Here is an 18,908-nt window from a genome sequence, read left to right on the forward strand (position 1 = left end):
GAGGCTGGAGCTCAGGCCGCTTCCGCGATGGCACGGATCGCGGTCAGCAGCATGTCGGTCGCGCGGGTGAGGGCGGCTTCCACGACATTGCGCTGCATCGCCAGCCGGTCGTCATTGTCGTCCAGGCTTTCCGCCACGACGACATTGCCCAGCACGATGACCGAGAAGATCACGAGCACCTCTTCGCTTTGTCGGCGCGACAGCCCGGCCTCTTCCAACGCGGTGAAGATGGCGCGCCGGATCGCCAAGGCATTGGGCAACTCCAGCCGATTGGCGCTGCGCGACAGGATAAAGGCGGCGGACCCGGGAAAATCCCTGTAGGCCATATGGACCGCGCGGGCGATGCTGCGCAGGCGGCTTTCCCAGTCGGGCGCCGACAAATCGGGCATCCGGCCGCGCAATATCTCGTCGGTCAGCAGGGCGAGCATCGCCTCTTTGTCGCGGACATGGTGGTAGAGCAGGCGTGGCGACACGCCCAGACGCTGTGCGACCGGGCGGATATTGAGCGCGTCGATCCCGCCCGACCGGGCCATGTCCAGCAACGTTGCGACCAGCCTCGCGCGGTCAAGCGCAGGCCCTTCGCATTGCGGCGGTCGGCCGCGCCGCGAAATCCGTGCAAGCGGTTGCTGGTCTGCCCTCATGCGTCTGCTTTAAGCGCAGGAACGGCACTGGTCCATGCCCCACGGTGCCGCAAGACCGTGGAGCAAGAGATTACAGCTTCTTCAGTTCGGCATTCGACAGGCTGGTCGTCACGCCCTTCTCACCCGCGCTCAGCGTGGCGGCGGGGATGGCGATGAACTTGCCGCGATAGATAACGCGAATGGCAGATACGGCGCCGTCGGCAGCCGTCAGCACGCGATCGACCTTGCCGATCTTGGTGCCGTCTGCGGAGTAGATCGTCTCGTTGCGATCCACCGCAGGCGCCTGGGCAAAAGCAGGTGCGGTCAGGCCCAGAGCGGCGAGCGCGATGATGATCGTCTTCATATGCTGAGATTCCTTTGTCGAAGATGACGATCTGTTGGCGCAGTCCCAAGATGGTTTCAAGGGAAAATCGATACACATCGAAAAGAATCTGTTCTATCTGTCCCATATGGAAAATGAAAGCTGCCGGATGGTGGGGGGAGAGGCAATGAAGGGCGCAGGCGGGTTTCGGCTCCACGACAAATGGTTCCTGCTGCTGCTGGGCGCGATCTACATGTTCAATTTCATCGATCGCACGATCATCGCCGTAGTTGGCGAGGCGATTCGTCACGACCTGCGCCTGAGCGATCTCCAACTCGGTATGCTCGGTGGGCTCGCCTTCTCGATCTTCTATGCCGTGCTGGGTATCCCGCTGGCGCGACTCGCCGAACGCTACAGCCGGGTGCGGATCATTGCCATGGTGACGATGCTCTGGTCGCTGATGACGGCGTTGTCCGGTGCGGCGGCAAGCTATGTCCAGCTCCTGCTCTGCCGCATGGGCGTCGGCGTCGGCGAAGCCGGCTTCACACCGGCGCTCGTTTCGATGATTTCCGATCGGTTCGATGCCGGGCGCCGGGCGGTGGTCTTTTCGCTGATTGCGATGGGGGTGCCCCTGGGCGGCGCCATCGCTGCGATTGCGGGCGGCGCGGTGGCGCAGGCATTTGGTTGGCGGCTTGCGCTCGTGGCGGTTGGCGCGCCCGGCCTGTTGCTGGCGCTGCTACTGCTTGCGACCATTCCCGAACCTGAACGGAAGGATGCCGGGCAGAGTGCGGATACGCCCCCCTTCGCCATGGTGCTTCGGCGGCTCGCCCGTTCGCCTTCCTTCCTGCACCTGACCTTTGGCAGCGGCTTCGTCGGGCTGGTGGGGTTCGGCACCAACCTGTTCCTCATTCCCTTGTTGGTTCGCCGCTTCGATCTCCCGCTGGCGCAGGCGGGTCTGGTGTTCGCGCTGTCGTTCAGTCTCGCGACGATGGTGGGACAAGTCAGCGGCGGTTATCTGATCGGCCGGCTGATCCGGCGGGATATACGCTGGGGCGGCTGGGCGCCCGCGATCGCGGTGGGGCTGGCTCTGCCATTCTATCTGCTGGCGATCCATCAATCCGACTGGTGGTGGCTGGTCGCCTTTCTCTTCGTCGCGACGACCTTGCTCTATGCGTTCACGCCCGCGATCATGACCATCACGCAGTCACTGGTTGAACCCCGTATGCGGGCGTCCGCCGCCGCGCTTCACTCCTTCGGCCAGACCGTCGCCGGGCTGGGGTTGGGATCGGTTGTGCTGGGCTATCTCAGCGATCGCCTCGCTGTCTTTCTCTATAAGGGCAATTATGCCGCAGACTGCCTCGTCTCGGGCAAGGCATCGCTGCCAGCCGCTTGTCTCTCGGCATCGGCAAGCGGCCTGCAACTGAGTATGCAATTGTCGGCATCTGTGCTCCTGATCGCGGTTATCCATTATAGCCTGGCTGCGAAAAATCTGCCGCTGGAGGCAAATGCATCGTGAAGGACGGGAAAGCTGTCGACGTTCGGCCACGAAGCGCCGGATGGGATGACGCCGCGGCCCCGGCCATGCCATCCTTGCGGCCTGGCTATGACAGGACCGCGAGCAAGCGGCAGAAAGGAAGATGAGGATGGGAAGAGCAGGGGTTATCGGCCTGGGGCAGATCGGCGCGGGCGTCGCCATATGCCTCGCGCGGACACAGCAATTGGCTGCGGTCTATGACATTCGCGCCGATGCTGCTGACGCGCTGGAGGGCGTGCCGCCCGTCGTCGCTAGCCCGGCGGAGCTGGCCGCGCAGTCCGACGTCGTCATCATCGCCGTCGTCAACGCAAAACAGACGATCGATGTGCTGTCAGGCCCCGACGGCGTGCTTGCGCGCGCGCGGCCGGGCATGATCGTGGTGCTGGTCGCGACCGTCTCGATCGAGGATCTGGACGCCATTCGCGTCCTGACCGACGCGGCGGGCGTGGAACTGGTCGATTGCGGCGTGACGGGTGGCCCCAAATCCCGCGAGCATGGCCTCGTTTGCCTCGTCGGCGGTACGGATGAAACAATCGCAAAGGTGCGTCCGGTTCTGGACGGCTTTGCCAAGCTGGTGGCGCATATGGGTGGCCCAGGCGCGGGCATGGCCGCGAAGATCGCCCGCAACGTCATCGTCTTCGGCTGCCTGCGCGCCGGCTATGAAGCGTCGGTATTGTGCCGCAATGCCGGGGTGGATGTCCGCCAGCTTGCGCATGTGATCGACGCCAGTTCGGACAGCGTGGGCGGCCCGTTGATGCTGGCGGTGCGCGACGATCCGTCGTCCAGCGAGCAGGAAGCGGCGGTGCGCGAATATACCCGCAGCCTGATGGTCAAGGATCTGGACGCCGCCATCGATCTGGCGCGCAGCTACGGCATCGCGCTGCCCTTGGTCGAATTGACGCGCCGAACCGATCAGACGGTCGTGGGCTTGGAAAATGTAATGGGAGAAAAGGCATGAGCATCGACGAAGCGCAGTGGCAGAAGGGGCTGGAAGTCTTCGACAAGGTCTACGGACCGGGATCGTCGGAAATGACCCTCCCGTATCGGGAATCATCCTTCAACCAAGAAATCGTCGGTAATCAGTTCGCCAATCTGTGGGCGAGCGACATCTTCTCGATGCGGGAGAAGCGCCTGCTGGTGCTGGGCGCCACGGCTATGCTGGGCCGCGCAGATCTGGTCGAAATCCAGATGAACGGCGCCCTCATCAATGAGGAATTCACTGATGAGGAGCTGGATTTCCTGCCGCTGTTCGTGCTGTTCTATGCCGGGGCGGGCAATACGACTACCGTGTTTCGGGGGATCGAAGCAGCCAAGGCCCGACGCAAGGAACGCAACGCCGCGAAATGACAGGGTGCGCATAATGAAGGGCGGTCTGGTCGAAAGACCGGGCCGCCCTTTTCTTATGCTTCGCCGCTACCCCGACGCCGGATCGCGCGCGAGGCCAGCAGCAGCAATATGCCCCCAGCGAATGTGAACAGCATTGCAGTGCCGATCCCCCAAGCGACACCGGCCGTGCCTCCGACAAAGTCGCTGACCGCACCGATCAGATAAGTGCCCGCGCCTACGCCGATCAGGTTCGCGCCCAGCTGCACCAGCGATACCGCAAGGCCCCGCAGGCGCGGTCCGGCGATTGTCACGATGACGGCGTAAATTGGGCCATTATAGGACGCACTGAGGAAGCCGCAAGCCATCAGCAGCGCCAGCATCAGATCGACGTCGTGGAACAGGACCGTACCGACCCCGGTCACAGCCGTCAGCAAGGGTATCACCGCGCCGAACAGGGATGTCCTTGCCGGATCAAAGCCACCCCGCCGCCGATTGACGAGGTCGATCACCCAGCCCGCGAGGAATCCGCCCAGCGAACCGAGGCCGCCATAGGCGATGGCGATGAGGATGCCCGCCTTCGCAATGGGCATGCCGTGGACCCGGATCAGGAAAGTGGTGAGCCATGTGCTCATGCCGTAAATGCCCGCCGCGATCAGGACGATGGCGAAGATGCAATACAGCAGTCCGGGCTGCGCGGCGAGCAGGCGGATGCGTTGCCCCAGTCTCAGCGTTTCTTCCTGCTGCGGGGCCGGCCCGTCATGTGCGCCGCGCACGGGTTCCCTTACCGTGAGCAGCAGCAGCGGCGCCAGCACCAGTCCCGGCACGCCGGCGGCCACGAACGCCCAGCGCCATCCGGCGCTCTGCACGATCGCGCCGCCTACGATGAACGCGATGGCGAGGCCGATTCCCGAACTCAGATACCAGATACCGATGGCGGTCGCGCGCCGGTCTTCGCCGAAATAATCGCTCAGCAGCGACATGCCGGTCGGTGATCCGCCCGCTTCGGCGGTCCCTACGGCGGCGCGGCCTATGAGCAATGTCCAGAACCCTGTCGCCAGGCTACACAGGGCGGTCGCACCGCTCCACAGCGTCAACGCGGCCGCCATCAGGTTGCGTCGGTTCCAGCTATCTACGGCTATGCCGAAGGGGAGGGCTGCAAGGGCAAAGAATATGCCATAGGCAAATCCGGCCAATATTCCCAATTGCCCATCCGAGAGTGCAAATTCATGCCCGACCGGCGCCAGCACCAGCCCGATGATGGCGCGATCAATGCCATGGCAGGTCTGCGCCAGCGTCAATATACCTAGCACATACCAGGGATAATGGCCGATGGCCGCTGGTTTGTCCGACAGCGCTCTCATGACGTCCCCGGCTGCAAGAGCGGTGCGATGGACATTGAGCGCCTCCTGTTTTTGAATATCGAACCGGGTGCATGGCGAAACCTGTCGCCCCTGTTCCCATGCCGCGCCTCGATCGAGCACAGGCAGGGATGTGCCCGCGCATGGAGCCTTGACCACCTATCCGAAGATAGAAGTAAAAGCGCATTGGTGCGCCTATTCGGGGCATCGAGAGAATAGAACCTGGCAGAGGTAGAGATGTTTCGTCCGGAGAGCGATTGGACCGGTCAGGGTAGAGCTGGCGTCCAGAATTTCTACATCGAAGCGGCGGCGAGAGTTCGCGACGCGCATGTGGATGTGCGGCATTTCGATTGGGTCCAGCCTAGCAGCGGCGTCTTTAGTCCAGAGAAACATTATCTGGATTATTCGCTCGACGGTCAGCCGCGGCGCAGCATGGTCAGCATGGGCCGCCCGGACCGGCGCGCCGCGTCGGGGGACATCCTCTACATGCCGCCGCACCGCCAATATTTCGGCGAGCCGGCGCTTCAGGAGCGGCATCTCGTCTGCGTGGCGCTTGGGGAAGAATTTCTGGAGGAATTGTTCGACGGGGAGCAGCCGCTGAACAAGGTAGAGCCGTGCGCAGACATTCAAAATATCTCCATGCGCCGACTCTTTGCGGGACTGGCTGCGGAATTGCGGACGCCCGGATTTGCCAGCCAGACGCTCGTCGAATCGATGCTCATGGGGCTTGCGGTCGAACTGGCCCGGCACATGGGTTCGCGCGAACGGGGCAGCCAGCATTCGCGTAGCCCACGCCAGGTCCAAAACATTATCGACTATGTGTTGGAAAATCTCTCCGCGCCTCTTGGCGTCGCCGATATCGCGCGCGACTGCAACATGAGCGTGCGTCATGTCGCCCGCGTTTTCAAGGAAGGGACCGGCGTCAGCCTGGGTGAATTTGTCGCGCGCAGCCGGATCGCCCTGGCAAAGGAACTGCTGCGCAGCGATGGCGCCCGCATCAAGGAAATCAGCTGGCGATGCGGCTTCAACAGCACGTCGGCCTTTTCCGCCGCTTTCCGATCCGCGACGGGTCAAACGCCCAAGGCTTTCCGGTCAACATCAGCGCAGGTCCACTGATCGGGCAAGCAGGAAAATGTCGATGAGCGGCCAAATTCTATCGCCGCACAGTCAACCGTGGACCGGCCACTATGGAGCAGATCGGCTCCAAGCTAGACGGGCTCATATGTGCAAATCGAGGCAAGATACAATGATGGGGAGGAAGATATGAGCAAGAAGGCCGTCACTCAGGGTGCGATCGGCATGGGTGCGCTCGTCGCCGCCATGGCGCAGCCCGCTTATGCGCAGCAGCCGCAATCGGGTGCGAGCGAAGGTATTCAGGATATCGTCGTCACTGCGCGCCGCACTGAAGAAAGTCTTCAGACGACACCGATCGCTGTCACGGCGCTCACCCCCGAAGCTTTGACGACGGCCAAGGTGGAAAATGTCGTCGATCTTCAGCGCACCGCGCCGGGCTTGGTCATCGGCCGCGGTTCCGCGGGCGGCGACGGCATCGTCTTCGTCGCCATCCGCGGTCAGGGCAATCTCCAGCCCATTCTCGCCAACGATCCGGCGGTCGCCACTTATATTGACGGGATCTACATCCCACGGCCCTCGACGGGCATGACCGACATTCAGGACGTGCAGCGGCTGGAGGTTCTGCGCGGGCCGCAGGGTACGCTCTTCGGCCGCAATACGACCGGCGGCGCGATCAACATCGTCACCAACGATCCAAACGACCAGCTCAGCGGCACCTTCAAGGCGGAGTTTGGCAATTACAGTACGCTAGGTGCGCAGGCCAATATCAATGTGCCGCTCGCAGAGGGGCTCGCGATCCGCCTGAGCGGCGCGATCAACGAGCGGGACGGCTATGGCGACAATCTCGCCACCCACCGCGACTTTTCCGACAACAACAGCAAATTCTTACGCGGCAAGCTTAAATATGAAGGCAATGGCTGGGACCTGACGCTTTCGGGCGACTGGAACCGCCAGTCCAACCATGGTCAGCAGATCGCGCTCTGGGCCTTCAATCCGGCGATCGTCCCCGCCGCCTTTCAGCCGGGCCTCACGGCCGGTCTGCTGACCAAGGATCATTGGTGGGGCAACACCGCGACCGGGACATCGACCCCGGCCACGATCGGTGCGCTGACTCCGGAAGCGCAGGCTCTCTACGGTGTGAAGCCATTCAATACGCTGGAAGTATATGGGTTTTCCGGTACGCTCAACGTCGAACTGGGCGGGCTGAACTTCAAGTCGATCACGGGCTATCGCCATTCGATGAACTATGGCCAGAATGATACGGACGGTACGGCCGTCCCGTTGCTGGCGACCTTTGCAGGGTCTGGATCCTATTATATTTCTCAGGAATTCCAGCTTTCCGGGAATATCACCGACAGCCTCAGCTTCATCACGGGCGCTTATGCCGGCAAGGAAAGCGGCTATGAATTCAGTCGCTCGCAGATTTTTGGCGGACTCATCCGCGATTCCAACGCCGACGTCACCAACAAGACCTTCGGTTTGTTCGCGCAGGCCTACTATGAACTGACCCCAAAGCTGCGTGCGGTCGGCGGCTTCCGTTATACTTGGGACACCCGCAACAGCGTGCTGCACAATGCACAGGTATATGGTCTGCCCTATAACGTCGCCGTGGCGGGCACGCCGACCGGCATCAACTGCACCGTCACGCCAACGAGCCCCGTGACAGCCACCACCTGCAATCAGGAGCAGAATGCCAAGTTCAACTATCCGGCCTGGAACCTGGGTCTTGACTGGCAGGCGAGCGACAATCTCTTCCTTTATGCCGCGACCCGCGGCGCGGCCAAGGCTGGCGGCTGGAACCTGCGTGCAGGCGGCCTGCCTGCCTTCTCTCCTGAAAAGGTGAAGGATGTGGAGGCCGGTCTGAAGGTCGATCTCTTCGACCGACGCTTGCGCTTCAACTCGGCGGTCTTCCATACCTGGAAGGATGACAATCAGGCGATCGTCAACAGCTTCGTGACCGGTATCGGTGTTACCCAATATATCCAGAACAACGGCAAGGTCCGTATCTGGGGCATAGAAAATGAAATCACCGCCGTGCCCTGGGAAGGCATGACGCTCAGCGTCAACGGCTCGCTGCAGGATGGCAAATATGCGAAGGGCAGCTTCAGCGAAATCCAGGTGGTGGCCGGCAGCGGCTGCACCAACAGCGCCGGGGTCGCCAACGGCTGCGTCGTCGATCTGAGCGGCTTGCCGCTGCTGCAATTGCCCAAGAAGCAGCTTAACGTCAGCGCCACGCAGAAGATTCCTGTCGGCGGCGGCACGCTCGCCGTCACTGGCGCCTATTCCTATGTCGGGGGTCAGCATTTCGATGCGGTCCGGGCGGCGGATCAGGCGTCGGCGGCGACAAAGGCGGCCTACGAGACGGAAAACCGCCTCGGCTTCGTACCTGGCTATGGCATTTTCAACGGGCGTATCGCGTTCCAGCTTGAAAATCCCAATGTCGAAGTGGCGGTCTATGGCCGTAACATCACGAACAAGAAATATCTGCTGCGCCGCTTCCCCGATCTCTATCGGACATTGGGAATCACAGCCGCCTATGTTGGCCAGCCGGCTACCTATGGCGTTGAAACAACGTTTAAATTTTGATCGATAAGCGGCTGGCGGGACAATCTGCAATCCATGCAGCTCTCTCTCGCCAGCCATCACCGGGGACGGGCGCATGATGACGAGGTTGGTAGACAGGGTAGGGATCGTCACGGGCGGCGGCGGCGGTATCGGTACCGCGGTCGCCCGACGTCTGGTCGCGGAGGGCGCGCGCGTCGTGATCGCCGACCTGTTCGAAGCTGCCGCCGTTCGCGCGGCGGAACCGCTGGGCGACAAGGCACTGCCGGTACAGTTCGATGCTGCCGATCCGCAATCGGTAAAGGCGATGGTCGATCGCACCGTAGACCATTTCGGCAGGCTGGACATATTGCACAACAACGCGGCAATGACCGATCCGGACAAAAGCCCGCAGGATACCACAGCCGTCGATATCCCGATCGGCATCTGGCGCGAAATTCTCGACGTCAATCTCACCGGCTATCTGCTCGGATGCAAATATGCCATCCCGCATATGGTCGCGGGCGGCGGCGGTTCGATCATCAACACTGCCTCCAATTCGGGCAGTGCGGGAGATCTGGCGCGGATCGCCTATGGTTCGTCGAAGGCAGCGATCATCGGACTCACCAAATATGTGGCGACCCAGCATGGGCGGCAGAATATCCGCTGCAACAGCATCGCGCCGGGTGTCGTGCTGACCGAAGCCCTCGAAAAGACCGTGCCGGGGCTCAAGGAAATCATCCAGCGGCATATACTGACGCCGGAATTCGGAACGCCGGATGATATCGCGGCGTTGGTCGCCTTCCTGGCTTCTGACGAAGCGCGCTACATCACGGGCGAAAATATCTCGATTTCGGGCGGCGGCCTCGTCCACCAACCCCATTATGCCGACCTGCTGGCCTTCATGCAGGCGAAGGACTGAGCCGTGTCCAGCGCCTGCACGTCGGAACATGGAAGGTTAATGGGCGGTTCGATGAAAATAGCGGATCGTCAGCCGGCCGTCGGCGACCTTGTAGGTTTCGAGGCTTGGCAGCGTCACGATGCCCTCCTTGGTTTGCAGGCGGTTGGCGACATAGGCGGCGCCCTCGGATCCGTTGACGATCACTTCCAGCGGTTCTGTCGTGCATTTTCCGCCATACTCCGCCCACATGTCGGCCATCGCGGCGTCGCCGTCCACGGGGGGCGATCCGACATATTCGATCGTAAACCCCTCTGGCCCCAACGCCCGGAAAAGGCGATCGAGTTCGTCGCGCTTCCCTTCATTCCACAGCCGGTAATTGTCCCGGATCGCCTGTTCCAGATCCAGCACGTCTGCCTCACTCATGTGCATCGTCTCCTGTCATTGCGGATCGTCCGCATGCTCGTCAGTCTCAGACGGACGGCCACGATCGCACCTGTCTTTGGCAGGGGTGGAATTTATCTCTTTTTGCTTCGGAGACTATGATGACCCAAGTCGCACAACAATCCCTGCCGGATCACGTGCCGCCCGAACTGGCGATGGCGCTGCCGCTCTTTTCGCGGACGGTGATCTATGACAACCCGCAGGAAGTGCTGATCCCCGCGATGCATGCGGAGCTGCCGCCGATCACCTATGTCACCAACATCTTCCCGGGCGATCAACCTGGCTGGCTGCTCAAAAATGCCGAGGATGTACAGGCGATGCTGCGCGATGCCGACAATTTCACCAAGAATGGCATGGGCAAATGGGCGCAGAATATCGGCGAGAACTGGCTAGTCATTCCGACCGAGGCCGACCCGCCAATCCACACCGGCTATCGCAAGGCGCTGAACAGTCATTTCGCACCCCAGAAGATGTTCGCGATGAAGGAACAGGTGCGCGAGCGAGCGCAGGCCTTGATCGATGCCTTCAAGGATCGCGGCCAATGCGATTTCATCGATGAGTTTTCGGAAAAATTCCCGATCTTCATCGTCCTCGATCTGCTGGGCCTTCCGCAGGAAAGAATGACGCAATTCCTTAAATGGGAAAAGGAAATGCTCCATTCCAACGACTGGCAAGTGCGCGGTAACGCCGTACGCTGCGTGAAGGATTATCTGCTGGAAGAGATTGAGGCACGCCGCCAGCAGCCGCGCGACGACTATATCAGCAAGGTGCTGACCTTCGAGGTCGATGGCCGTTTGTGGAATGATGACGAGGTGTTCGGCCATTGCTTCAATCTGTACATTGGTGGCCTCGACACGGTTACGTCCCTGCTCGGCAACATCTTCAACTATCTGGCGTCGCACCCGGACAAACAGAACGAGCTGCGCGCTGATCCATCGCTGATCGTCCTGGCAGTCGAAGAATTCCTGCGCGCCTTCGCGCCGGTTACGGCCTTCCGTATCGCAACCAAGGTCATCGAGATTCATGGGCAGAAAATAATGCCCGGCGATTATGTGGCGTTTAGTTCCCCCGTGGTGGGACGCGACCCGGCTTTCTATGAAGATCCCCAGGCGATCCGCTTCGATCGCAAGGCGCCGCACATGTCGCTGGGCAGTGGCATCCACAAATGCCTGGGGATGCACCTGGCACGGCTGGAACTGCAGATCGCGGTCGAGGAATTCGTCAAGGCCATACCGGAATTCCGGATCAAGGACGGTTTCCGGGTGCCATATTATGTAGGCAATATCCTGCATGTGCCGGACCTCCACCTGCAATGGGGCTGAATATTCCCAACGCTCTCACGCTCACCGATATGGGGAGTGAGTGCCTGAAACGGGAATCTGGAGCGGGGTCGATAGCGTCGGCCCCTGCTCTGGTGCTGTCTAGCTGTATAATATATCCTTCCGGAATGCCCGCGGGCTGAGGCCTGTCGCCTTCCGGAAGGCGGCACTGAAGGCTGCAACGCTTTGGAAGCCGCAATTGCCCGCGATGACCTTGATGAGAGCGCCATCCTGCGCCAATTCCCGTTTGGCCCGCGCAATCCGCGCATCGGCAATGTAGCTGCCGAGCGTCTTTCCGACCGTGTTCTTGAAGATCCGCGCCAGATGCCGTGAGCTGACACCGCATTCTGTCGCAAGGTCGACGATCGACAATGGTCCCGCCAGTTCCGCCTCGATCCGTTCCTGAAGACGGCGCAGGTGCCAGTCCGCCATGCGTTGATCGGTTTCAACATCGGATTTGTGTGGAATTTGAAGGTGTCGACAGAGGTCGATGACCAGTGACAACGCAATGGTCTCGACCATGATGGCGGGAGCGAAGCCGGGATGGCGCACCTCGTGTGCAAGCCGAGACATACCGTTCAGTATCCACGGTGCCTTCACATCGAAACAGGGGGGCAATGAGGAAGGTAGCGTGTCATTCTCGAAGAGTTGATCTGCTGCGTGGCTTTCAAACGTCAAACAGAAAATGCGATATTCGCTGGGTTCGCAGCGCGCCGCAAATTGGCTCCCCTTGGGCAGATAGGACACTTCGCCAAAGGGCGGCGCATGACGACGCCCGTCGGGGAACAGGCGTGAGCCGCGCGCGCGCGGGCCAAGCGAATAGTCGAGATAGTGACTGTTCGGCTCGAATATTGCGTCACAACTGCGATCCCAGGCAAAATGTCGGATGTCGGCCCGAATGCCGTTGGCAATGATGCTGTCCTCGACATGGAAATAGGCGGTTGTTAGCGGTTGGCATGGGAGAATGGTGCCAGTCGGCTGAATCTTGGATCGTTCGCTCGCCATCGCCATTGTCCGCTCCCCCTTTTCAAAGCCTACTGTCGACCCTTTTTATAAGCGATGTTATGGGGCCTCATCCAAAACAGGTCGATGCTCATCATATTGCGCAAACCGGACATCCCATCGCGAAACCGTCATCATGTTCATGACCCGACGGTCGAAAAATTCCAAAGCATCGCGAAGCGGACATTGGTTTGATCGCAGACAGGACATGGCGCGGAAGCCGGTTTTCCGGGCTCCTTGCCAATGCTAGCGGTCGATGGGGATGGGTAGAGATAGAAAAACGTCCTGCCCGTATGCAATGGCTCTGGGAGGGGATAATATGGCTTCAGAGAAATGGTTTCGGACAAGCGCCTTGGCGAGCTTGTCGGTTTTTGTCACGGCCGCTGCGCCGGCGGTGGCGGCGGATCAGACCGGTTCTGTGGGAATAGAGGACATCGTGGTCACCGCCCGGCGGACCGAGGAAAATATCCAGACGACGCCGGTCGCCGTCACCGCTCTTTCGACTGAAATGATTAAACAGGCGCAGGTCGGCGATGTGGCTGGTCTGCAGCGCACCGCGCCCAGCCTGTCGATCGCGACCGGCGCCCCGGGCGGTTCGGGTTTCGTCTATATCTCCATTCGCGGCATGCCGGCATTGAACCCGGGCGTCGCCAACGACCCTTCGGTCGCGACCTATGTTGACGGGGTCTATATTCCGCGTCCTTCGCAGGGTTCGGCCGATCTCATCGACCTCCAGCGGGTCGAGGTCCTGCGCGGCCCCCAGGGCACGTTGTTCGGTCGCAACACCACCGGCGGCGCGCTCAACATCGTCACGGTCAATCCTACGGGCGATTTCGAAGGACAGTTCCGCATTCAAGGCGGCAACTATGATTATCGCAATATCGACGCGGTGCTCAACGTACCATTGGTGGGCGATGAATTGGCGGCGCGCTTCGTCTATGATTTCGTGGATCACGACGGCTACGCCCGCAATGTGACCTCGAACAGCGAATTGAAGGACCGTAACAGCCATTATGCCCGTGCTAAATTGCGTTGGGCGCCCGCCGGCAGCAGCTGGTCCGCGACGCTCAGCGGCGACTACAATATCATCAAGGATCATGGTCAGTTCGTCGGCCTCGCTGGGGTCAATCCGGGCGCCAGCGCGGCAATCGGCGCGATCAACGCCGCAACCCCTCTTGCGGCATATCTGCACAACAACGCCCATTGGTATAATGCCTATGGCGTTCCATTCAGCACCAATCCGCCGGTCGGGTCCAATTATGGGTTTCTGACCGCAGGCAGCCGGAGTGCCTATAACAGGCTGGAAGCTTATGGCGGCAATCTCACGATAGATGGCGAAATCGGTTCTGTTACGGTGAAATCCATCTCTGCCTATCGCTACAGCAACGCAATAGGTCTGAACGAACTCGATGGTACGCCTGCTCAGATTCTGGCGGCCGAAAGTGCCTACAAGTCCGATCAATATTCCCAGGAACTTCAGTTGTCCGGAGAGCTTGGCGATCGGTTCAGTTATATTCTCGGCGGCTATTATTCGACAGAAAGCGGCCGTGAATCGTCGGTGGCGCAGACGTTCGGCTCCTTTACCCCCGCAGCCCCGGCACCCAATTTCGGTTTCAGCCTGAATTACGGCACAGTGAAGAATATCTCGGTCGGCCTGTTCGGCCAGGGCTATTACCGTCTGACCGACACGATCCGTCTTACAGGAGGCGTCCGTTGGACATGGGATAAGCGAGAGGTTGTTCTGCTGAACAGAACGAATCTGGCCGCTAATAGCTGCGCGCCTGAACTGCTCTCAAATCCGGATTTCATTGCGCCTTGCAGCCTACCGCGTTCGGTCAAATATGATTATCCCGCCTGGACGGCAGGCATCGATGTGGAGATCACCGACGGCCTGTTTGCTTATGTGAAAACGAGCGCCGCATCGAAGGCCGGCGGCTTCAACATGCGTAATGGTTCGGCCGCGACGCCGCCGTTCAAGCCGGAGAAGGTCAGGGACGTTGAACTCGGCGTCAAGTTCAGTACATCGGATAACCGTTTGCGTATCAATGCCGCGGCTTTCCATTCCTGGCAGTCTGAGGTGCAGCGCAATGCTTCCGACTGCATCACTCCACCGGGTGCGCTCGCTTGTACAACCACGCAATTCCTCCGCAACTCGGGTGACGCGCGTGTCTATGGCGGCGAACTCGAAATAAGCGCTGTTCCTTGGGGAGGAATGCTGGTCTCCGGCAATCTTGCCTTGCTCGACGGCAAATATGTCGCCGGTACCTTCGTTGAGCAGCAGCAGTTCGTTCCCGTCGCCGGCGCCAATGTGTCCGATTGCGCCGCTGGCACCGCTGTGGGTTCAGTCCGCTGTTCGGTCGTCCGCAGCGGCGAGGCTCTGCCGCAGATGCCCAAAAAGCAGTTCGGCATCTCGGTGACCCAGAAACTCGTCACTTCGGTCGGGGAACTCTCGATCCACGCGAACTACGCCTATATCGGTCGACAGAATTTCGGTCTGTTCACCGCCGATCCGCGTCGTCCGCAGGCTTATCGTGATGCGGTCGCCATCGCCAACCGGATCAACACCATTTCGGGATACGGGCTCTTTAATGGGCGTATCGCCCTGCAGATCGAAGATCCCAATCTTGAGTTGTCGGTATTCGGCCGCAACATCGGCGGCAAGAAATATGTGACCCGCGCATTCGCCGATCAGTTGCCGACACTGGGCACGGCGATCGACTATATTGGCGATCCCTTCACATGGGGCATCGGCGCCACCTTTCGTTTCGGGCCGAAAAGCTAGGCGTGACCTGTCGGCCTTGGCGCTCCCGCAATAGTTTGGCGGTCAGGCGGACCCCGTCGGGGATTTACGAAAGACGTTCGGAGTGATTAGCTCATTCGCGAACTTGGACGAAGCCTGAGGGATATTTCATGACAGATAGTATCAGGAAAATTGGGTTCATCGGCCTCGGCAGCATGGGCGGCGATCAGGCGCGGGAGTTGGCCAAATTGCCGCTCGACCTGACTGTTTACGATGTGTTTCCCGATGCGCTGGCGAAATTCGAGGGCCGCGCGAAGCTCGCCGCCTCCATAGCGGAGGTAGGCGAGGACGCCGACGCCGTCGGGATTTGTGTCCGGGACGACACGCAGGTGCTGGAATGTGTTGATGCGCTGCTGCCTGTAATGAAGCGGGGGGCGAGCCTGCTCATCCACAGCACGATCAAGCCCAAAACTGCACAGCAGATAGCCGAACGAGCTGCCACCGTGGGTGTCGATGTCATCGATGCGCCAGTTACGCGCACTGAAATGACCAAGAACGGCCCGTTCGTCTTTTGCATGACGGGTGGCGATGAAGCCGTCGCCGCGCGCGTCCAGATTGTACTGGACGCCTTTTCGACGAACACGATGCATATCGGCCCGCTCGGATCGGCGATGGCCCTCAAGATCTGCAACAATCTCGTATCTTGGTGTGGTATCATGCTAGGTGTCGAAGTCGCCAATGTGGCGGAGGCGTCCGGCGTGCCGATGGACAAGCTGCTGACCGTGATGAAGCGCAACGGCAATCTCACCCCGCCCATGGCGGGTTTCATCGATTTTCGCAATAATCCGGGAGACGCCGCCCGTCGCGCCTTTTTCGCCAGCCAGGCCGGCATCGGCGAAAAGGACCTTGCGCTGGCCGAAGAGCTGGCGGCTGGTGCCGATGCCCCGTCGCCAATCACCAGCCATACCAAGACACTGATCAAGAAAACGCTGCTCGCAATCTGTGAGAGCTAGATTGTCAAAAATTCGCAGAAAATAAGGTTTCGAGGACAAAGCTTTACGGGCGCGATTTTGTATTGATTATCCCACTACCCGCGACCTATCCTTTCTGATCCCAGGGCGAACTTGTAGTTGTGGTTATGCCGTCCAAGATTAAGGGGGTGCCTTCTCGAAGGGAAGAGCGTCAGTCCGATCGACGGCAGTTCATCATTGCCGTGGCTCGCCGATCCTTTCTGCAGGATGGCTATGCCCGGACTACCATGTCAGGAATAGCTGCAACGCTCGGTGGCTCAAAGAGCACCTTGTGGCGTTATTTTCCTTCGAAAGAAGAGCTGTTTACCGCCGTCCTGGACCAAGCAACCTCCGAGTATCACAAACGGCTTTGCTTGATACTTGATCCCTCTGAGGATGTCGCCACGGCGGTCGAACGCTTTTGCTTTAATTTCCTGAAAACGGTAACGTCGGCAGATGCCTTATCCTTATACCGATTGGTCGTAGGCGAGGGAGCCCGATTTCCGGAGATTGGTCAAATTTATCATGCCCGAGTACAGTCAGTTACCAACAAGATACTCGCCCATTATTTCGCCAAAGCCATGAGCTGTGGTTCATTACGCGAAGGCAACCCGCTAAGATTAGCCCAGGCATTGAGAGGTCTTTGCATATCAAAAGTCGAGGATTTCTTGCTGTCTGGGGCAACCGAAATCTATCGCGCTGAAGTTATTGATTCCGATGTGAATGAGGTACGGGATATTTTCCTCCGTGCCTTTGCTCGTAACTAATCGGCCTTCATCACCCTCATGCTCAATTACTTCACTCCTGTATAAGGTCCATTTGTTGGCCATGCTGTACTTACTGAATGGAGAAGAGTGAAGCATAATGAAAAAAAGCATTAAAGCCAGTCACGTGGTGATAGGGGTATCCATTGGGGTACCGTCGGCAAGGAGATGAATAATATGTAATAGTTTTAAATGGTTATTTGTTATTTTAAGGAGATGCCGGGCCCACCAATTTCTTCACACCGTCGATCTGCTTGGCCGGACATATCTTGCGCGAACGTGCAGGGTTCATGACGCCTGCCGTCCGATCCGGCAAAGCGCTTGGCGGTTATAGTTTGTGCAATGCAAAAATTTTGCTTGCGACTCGGATAAATCGGTGACAGCTTTCCATCCGTCGAAGCAGGGGCGCTTCGGCACATAGGTTGGGCCTGCCGATGACGGTCAGGGTTCAGCTTCGGTTGATGAAAAGACCGACATGGCAATGACGCCGCCTGGACAAGGTCCGATGACCTTCGTTCCGGCGGCTTTTTTATTGGGTTTTCGCTGGCGGCATGGATGCTGCCGGGCGGCTTTCGGCATCGATTTTCGTGCGCTGGATCGCTTCCGGCGATGGCCGGTTGCGCGCTGCTTCCGGCGGTCACGGGCAACAAGGAAAGGACATCAGGGAATGGCAGAGGGGGATAATCAGCATGGCGTCAGCCGGCGCGGGCTGCTGAAGAGGAGCGGTACGGCGGCGCTGCTCGCTGCGGTGCAGCAGGCATTTCCATCGGGGGCGTTCGCGGCGGGTGCGGGGCCGGAAGTCACGGGCGCCAAGCTGGGCTTCATCGCGCTGACCGATGCGGCGCCGCTGATCATCGCCAGGGAACTGGGCTTCTTCGCCAAATATGGCATGCCCGACGTGCAGGTGGCGAAGCAGGCGAGCTGGGGCGCGACCCGCGACAATCTGGTGCTGGGAAGCGCGGGCGGCGGCATCGACGGAGCGCATATCCTGACGCCCATGCCCTATCTGCTGACGCTGGGCGCGATCGGCAAGGCGACGCCGATGAGCATCCTCGCCCGCCTCAATGTCAACGGCCAGGCGATCTCCGTATCCAAGGAATATCTGGGGGCCAGGGCGGACCTCAACGCCGGAAAGATGAAAGGCGTGATCGCCCAGCGCAAGGCGGCCGGCAAGAAGATCTCCATGGCGATGACTTTCCCCGGCGGCACGCATGACATGTGGTTGCGCTACTGGCTGGCGGCCGGCGGGATCGATCCGGATAAGGATGTCGAACTGATCACCGTGCCGCCGCCGCAGATGGTGGCGAACATGAAGGCCGACACGATGGACGCCTTCTGCGTGGGCGAGCCGTGGAACGACCAGCTCGTCGCGCAGCAACTGGGCTACACCGCCGTTTCGACCGGCCAGATGTGGATGAACCACCCCGAAAAGAGCTTCGCCATGCGGTCCGACTGGGTGGCGAAATATCCCAGGGCGGCGCTGGCGATCACGGCGGCGATCATCGAGGCGCAGCGATGGGCGGACAATCCGGGCAATATCGCGCGACTGGCCGGGACGATTGCGGGGCGCGATTATCTGAAGTGCCCGATCACCGACATTGCCGACCGCCTGCAGGGCAATTTCACCATGGGCGACGGACGGAAATTCCCGAACGCGGCGTTCAGGATGAAGTTTTTCGCGGGTTACGCCTCCTTCCCCTACAAGAGCCACGATCTCTGGTTCCTCACGGAGAACCAGCGCTGGGGCAAGCTGCCCATGTCGTTGGATAGCAAGGGCGTGATCGCGAAGGTCAACCGGTCCGACATCTGGCGCAAGGCCGCCGCGATGCTGGGCGGCAAGGGTCCGGCCAGCGACAGCCGCGGCGTCGAGAAATTCTTCGACGGCAAGACCTTCGATCCCGCCAACCCCAAGGCCTATCTCGCCAGCCTGGCGATCAAGCGCGTATGATGAAGGAG

Annotated in this window: 16 protein-coding genes and 1 pseudogene; 12 read left to right on the top strand and 5 right to left on the bottom strand. The window is 60.1% G+C overall.

All coding sequences use genetic code 11. The features are described from left to right. Positions 1-11: 11 nt before the first annotated feature. The gene (locus A0J57_RS01190; protein WP_044662292.1) at positions 12-641 is read right to left on the bottom strand and encodes a TetR family transcriptional regulator; all 630 of its coding nucleotides are present in this window, start codon (positions 639-641) and stop codon (positions 12-14) included. A 70-nt stretch (positions 642-711) separates the two neighbouring features. After that, positions 712-984 (bottom strand): PRC-barrel domain-containing protein, encoded by a 273-nt coding sequence (locus A0J57_RS01195; protein WP_044662293.1) that lies wholly within the window; start codon positions 982-984, stop codon positions 712-714. Between the two features lie 145 nt (positions 985-1,129). Between A0J57_RS01195 and A0J57_RS01200 the strand changes: the two genes are divergently transcribed. The 4 genes and pseudogenes from A0J57_RS01200 to A0J57_RS01210 all read left to right on the top strand — a co-directional run bounded on the left by A0J57_RS01200 (position 1,130) and on the right by A0J57_RS01210 (position 3,823). After that, complete coding sequence (locus A0J57_RS01200; RefSeq protein ID WP_044663148.1) at positions 1,130-2,458, top strand: MFS transporter; 1,329 nt, start codon at positions 1,130-1,132, stop codon at positions 2,456-2,458. Between the two features lie 115 nt (positions 2,459-2,573). Then, positions 2,574-3,053: pseudogene (locus A0J57_RS27245) on the top strand (NAD(P)-binding domain-containing protein); the annotation flags it as partial. A gap of 27 nt (positions 3,054-3,080) precedes the next feature. Next, entirely contained in the window at positions 3,081-3,434 is a 354-nt protein-coding gene (locus A0J57_RS27250) for an NAD-binding protein (RefSeq protein ID WP_306812574.1), read from the top strand. Next, on the top strand, positions 3,431-3,823 hold the full coding sequence (locus tag A0J57_RS01210) for a carboxymuconolactone decarboxylase family protein (protein WP_009823703.1): 393 nt from the start codon (positions 3,431-3,433) through the stop codon (positions 3,821-3,823). Before A0J57_RS27250 ends, A0J57_RS01210 begins: the two co-directional genes overlap by 4 nt. A 53-nt stretch (positions 3,824-3,876) precedes the next feature. Here the strand turns inward: A0J57_RS01210 and A0J57_RS01215 are convergent, their stop codons facing one another. Beyond that, positions 3,877-5,163: an MFS transporter gene (locus A0J57_RS01215; protein ID WP_044663149.1), complete on the bottom strand. Its 1,287-nt coding sequence runs from the start codon at positions 5,161-5,163 to the stop codon at positions 3,877-3,879. Between the two features lie 234 nt (positions 5,164-5,397). Here A0J57_RS01215 and A0J57_RS01220 point away from each other — a divergent pair, with 234 nt between their 5' ends. The 3 genes from A0J57_RS01220 to A0J57_RS01230 all read left to right on the top strand — a co-directional run bounded on the left by A0J57_RS01220 (position 5,398) and on the right by A0J57_RS01230 (position 9,697). Further along, entirely contained in the window at positions 5,398-6,276 is an 879-nt protein-coding gene (locus A0J57_RS01220) for an AraC family transcriptional regulator (protein ID WP_044662295.1), read from the top strand. 147 nt (positions 6,277-6,423) lie between these two features. Beyond that, positions 6,424-8,820 carry a TonB-dependent receptor gene (locus tag A0J57_RS01225; protein ID WP_044662296.1) on the top strand — a complete coding sequence of 799 codons (2,397 nt, stop codon included), beginning with the start codon at positions 6,424-6,426 and terminating at the stop codon, positions 8,818-8,820. A gap of 73 nt (positions 8,821-8,893) precedes the next feature. Beyond that, complete coding sequence (locus A0J57_RS01230) at positions 8,894-9,697, top strand: SDR family NAD(P)-dependent oxidoreductase (RefSeq protein ID WP_082718591.1); 804 nt, start codon at positions 8,894-8,896, stop codon at positions 9,695-9,697. 36 nt (positions 9,698-9,733) lie between these two features. Here the strand turns inward: A0J57_RS01230 and A0J57_RS01235 are convergent, their stop codons facing one another. Continuing rightward, entirely contained in the window at positions 9,734-10,099 is a 366-nt protein-coding gene (locus A0J57_RS01235) for a nuclear transport factor 2 family protein (RefSeq protein ID WP_044662297.1), read from the bottom strand. A gap of 116 nt (positions 10,100-10,215) precedes the next feature. Here A0J57_RS01235 and A0J57_RS01240 point away from each other — a divergent pair, with 116 nt between their 5' ends. Further along, complete coding sequence (locus A0J57_RS01240) at positions 10,216-11,439, top strand: cytochrome P450 (RefSeq protein ID WP_044662298.1); 1,224 nt, start codon at positions 10,216-10,218, stop codon at positions 11,437-11,439. Positions 11,440-11,538: 99 nt separating this feature from the next. Here A0J57_RS01240 and A0J57_RS01245 read toward each other — a convergent pair whose 3' ends face one another. Further along, on the bottom strand, positions 11,539-12,447 hold the full coding sequence (locus A0J57_RS01245; RefSeq protein ID WP_061934146.1) for a helix-turn-helix domain-containing protein: 909 nt from the start codon (positions 12,445-12,447) through the stop codon (positions 11,539-11,541). Between the two features lie 310 nt (positions 12,448-12,757). On the opposite strand from A0J57_RS01245, the gene A0J57_RS01250 reads away from it, so the two are divergent. The 4 genes from A0J57_RS01250 (at position 12,758) to A0J57_RS01265 (ending at position 18,900) form a co-directional block, all read left to right on the top strand. Continuing rightward, positions 12,758-15,220 (top strand): TonB-dependent receptor, encoded by a 2,463-nt coding sequence (locus A0J57_RS01250; protein WP_158298495.1) that lies wholly within the window; start codon positions 12,758-12,760, stop codon positions 15,218-15,220. 128 nt (positions 15,221-15,348) lie between these two features. After that, entirely contained in the window at positions 15,349-16,191 is an 843-nt protein-coding gene (locus tag A0J57_RS01255; protein ID WP_044662299.1) for an NAD(P)-dependent oxidoreductase, read from the top strand. Positions 16,192-16,337: 146 nt separating this feature from the next. Beyond that, positions 16,338-16,955: a TetR/AcrR family transcriptional regulator gene (locus A0J57_RS25110; protein WP_235600751.1), complete on the top strand. Its 618-nt coding sequence runs from the start codon at positions 16,338-16,340 to the stop codon at positions 16,953-16,955. Positions 16,956-17,619: 664 nt separating this feature from the next. Beyond that, positions 17,620-18,900: a CmpA/NrtA family ABC transporter substrate-binding protein gene (locus tag A0J57_RS01265; protein ID WP_061934148.1), complete on the top strand. Its 1,281-nt coding sequence runs from the start codon at positions 17,620-17,622 to the stop codon at positions 18,898-18,900. Positions 18,901-18,908 lie beyond the last annotated feature (8 nt).

Origin of the sequence: Sphingobium sp. 22B (genome assembly GCF_001580035.1) — a bacterium.
GTDB classification, from domain to species: Bacteria; Pseudomonadota; Alphaproteobacteria; order Sphingomonadales; family Sphingomonadaceae; genus Sphingobium; species Sphingobium fuliginis.

Excerpts from the sequence above, each read along its gene's own strand:
- A0J57_RS01190 (WP_044662292.1), bottom strand. The coding sequence starts at position 641 with ATGAGGGCAGACCAGCAACCGCTTGCACGGATTTCGCGGCGCGGCCGA.
- A0J57_RS01195 (WP_044662293.1), bottom strand. The coding sequence starts at position 984 with ATGAAGACGATCATCATCGCGCTCGCCGCTCTGGGCCTGACCGCACCT.
- A0J57_RS01200 (WP_044663148.1), top strand. The coding sequence starts at position 1,130 with ATGAAGGGCGCAGGCGGGTTTCGGCTCCACGACAAATGGTTCCTGCTG.
- A0J57_RS27250 (WP_306812574.1), top strand. The coding sequence starts at position 3,081 with ATGGCCGCGAAGATCGCCCGCAACGTCATCGTCTTCGGCTGCCTGCGC.
- A0J57_RS01210 (WP_009823703.1), top strand. The coding sequence starts at position 3,431 with ATGAGCATCGACGAAGCGCAGTGGCAGAAGGGGCTGGAAGTCTTCGAC.
- A0J57_RS01215 (WP_044663149.1), bottom strand. The coding sequence starts at position 5,163 with ATGAGAGCGCTGTCGGACAAACCAGCGGCCATCGGCCATTATCCCTGG.
- A0J57_RS01220 (WP_044662295.1), top strand. The coding sequence starts at position 5,398 with ATGTTTCGTCCGGAGAGCGATTGGACCGGTCAGGGTAGAGCTGGCGTC.
- A0J57_RS01225 (WP_044662296.1), top strand. The coding sequence starts at position 6,424 with ATGAGCAAGAAGGCCGTCACTCAGGGTGCGATCGGCATGGGTGCGCTC.
- A0J57_RS01230 (WP_082718591.1), top strand. The coding sequence starts at position 8,894 with ATGATGACGAGGTTGGTAGACAGGGTAGGGATCGTCACGGGCGGCGGC.
- A0J57_RS01235 (WP_044662297.1), bottom strand. The coding sequence starts at position 10,099 with ATGAGTGAGGCAGACGTGCTGGATCTGGAACAGGCGATCCGGGACAAT.
- A0J57_RS01240 (WP_044662298.1), top strand. The coding sequence starts at position 10,216 with ATGATGACCCAAGTCGCACAACAATCCCTGCCGGATCACGTGCCGCCC.
- A0J57_RS01245 (WP_061934146.1), bottom strand. The coding sequence starts at position 12,447 with ATGGCGATGGCGAGCGAACGATCCAAGATTCAGCCGACTGGCACCATT.
- A0J57_RS01250 (WP_158298495.1), top strand. The coding sequence starts at position 12,758 with ATGGCTTCAGAGAAATGGTTTCGGACAAGCGCCTTGGCGAGCTTGTCG.
- A0J57_RS01255 (WP_044662299.1), top strand. The coding sequence starts at position 15,349 with ATGACAGATAGTATCAGGAAAATTGGGTTCATCGGCCTCGGCAGCATG.
- A0J57_RS01265 (WP_061934148.1), top strand. The coding sequence starts at position 17,620 with ATGGCAGAGGGGGATAATCAGCATGGCGTCAGCCGGCGCGGGCTGCTG.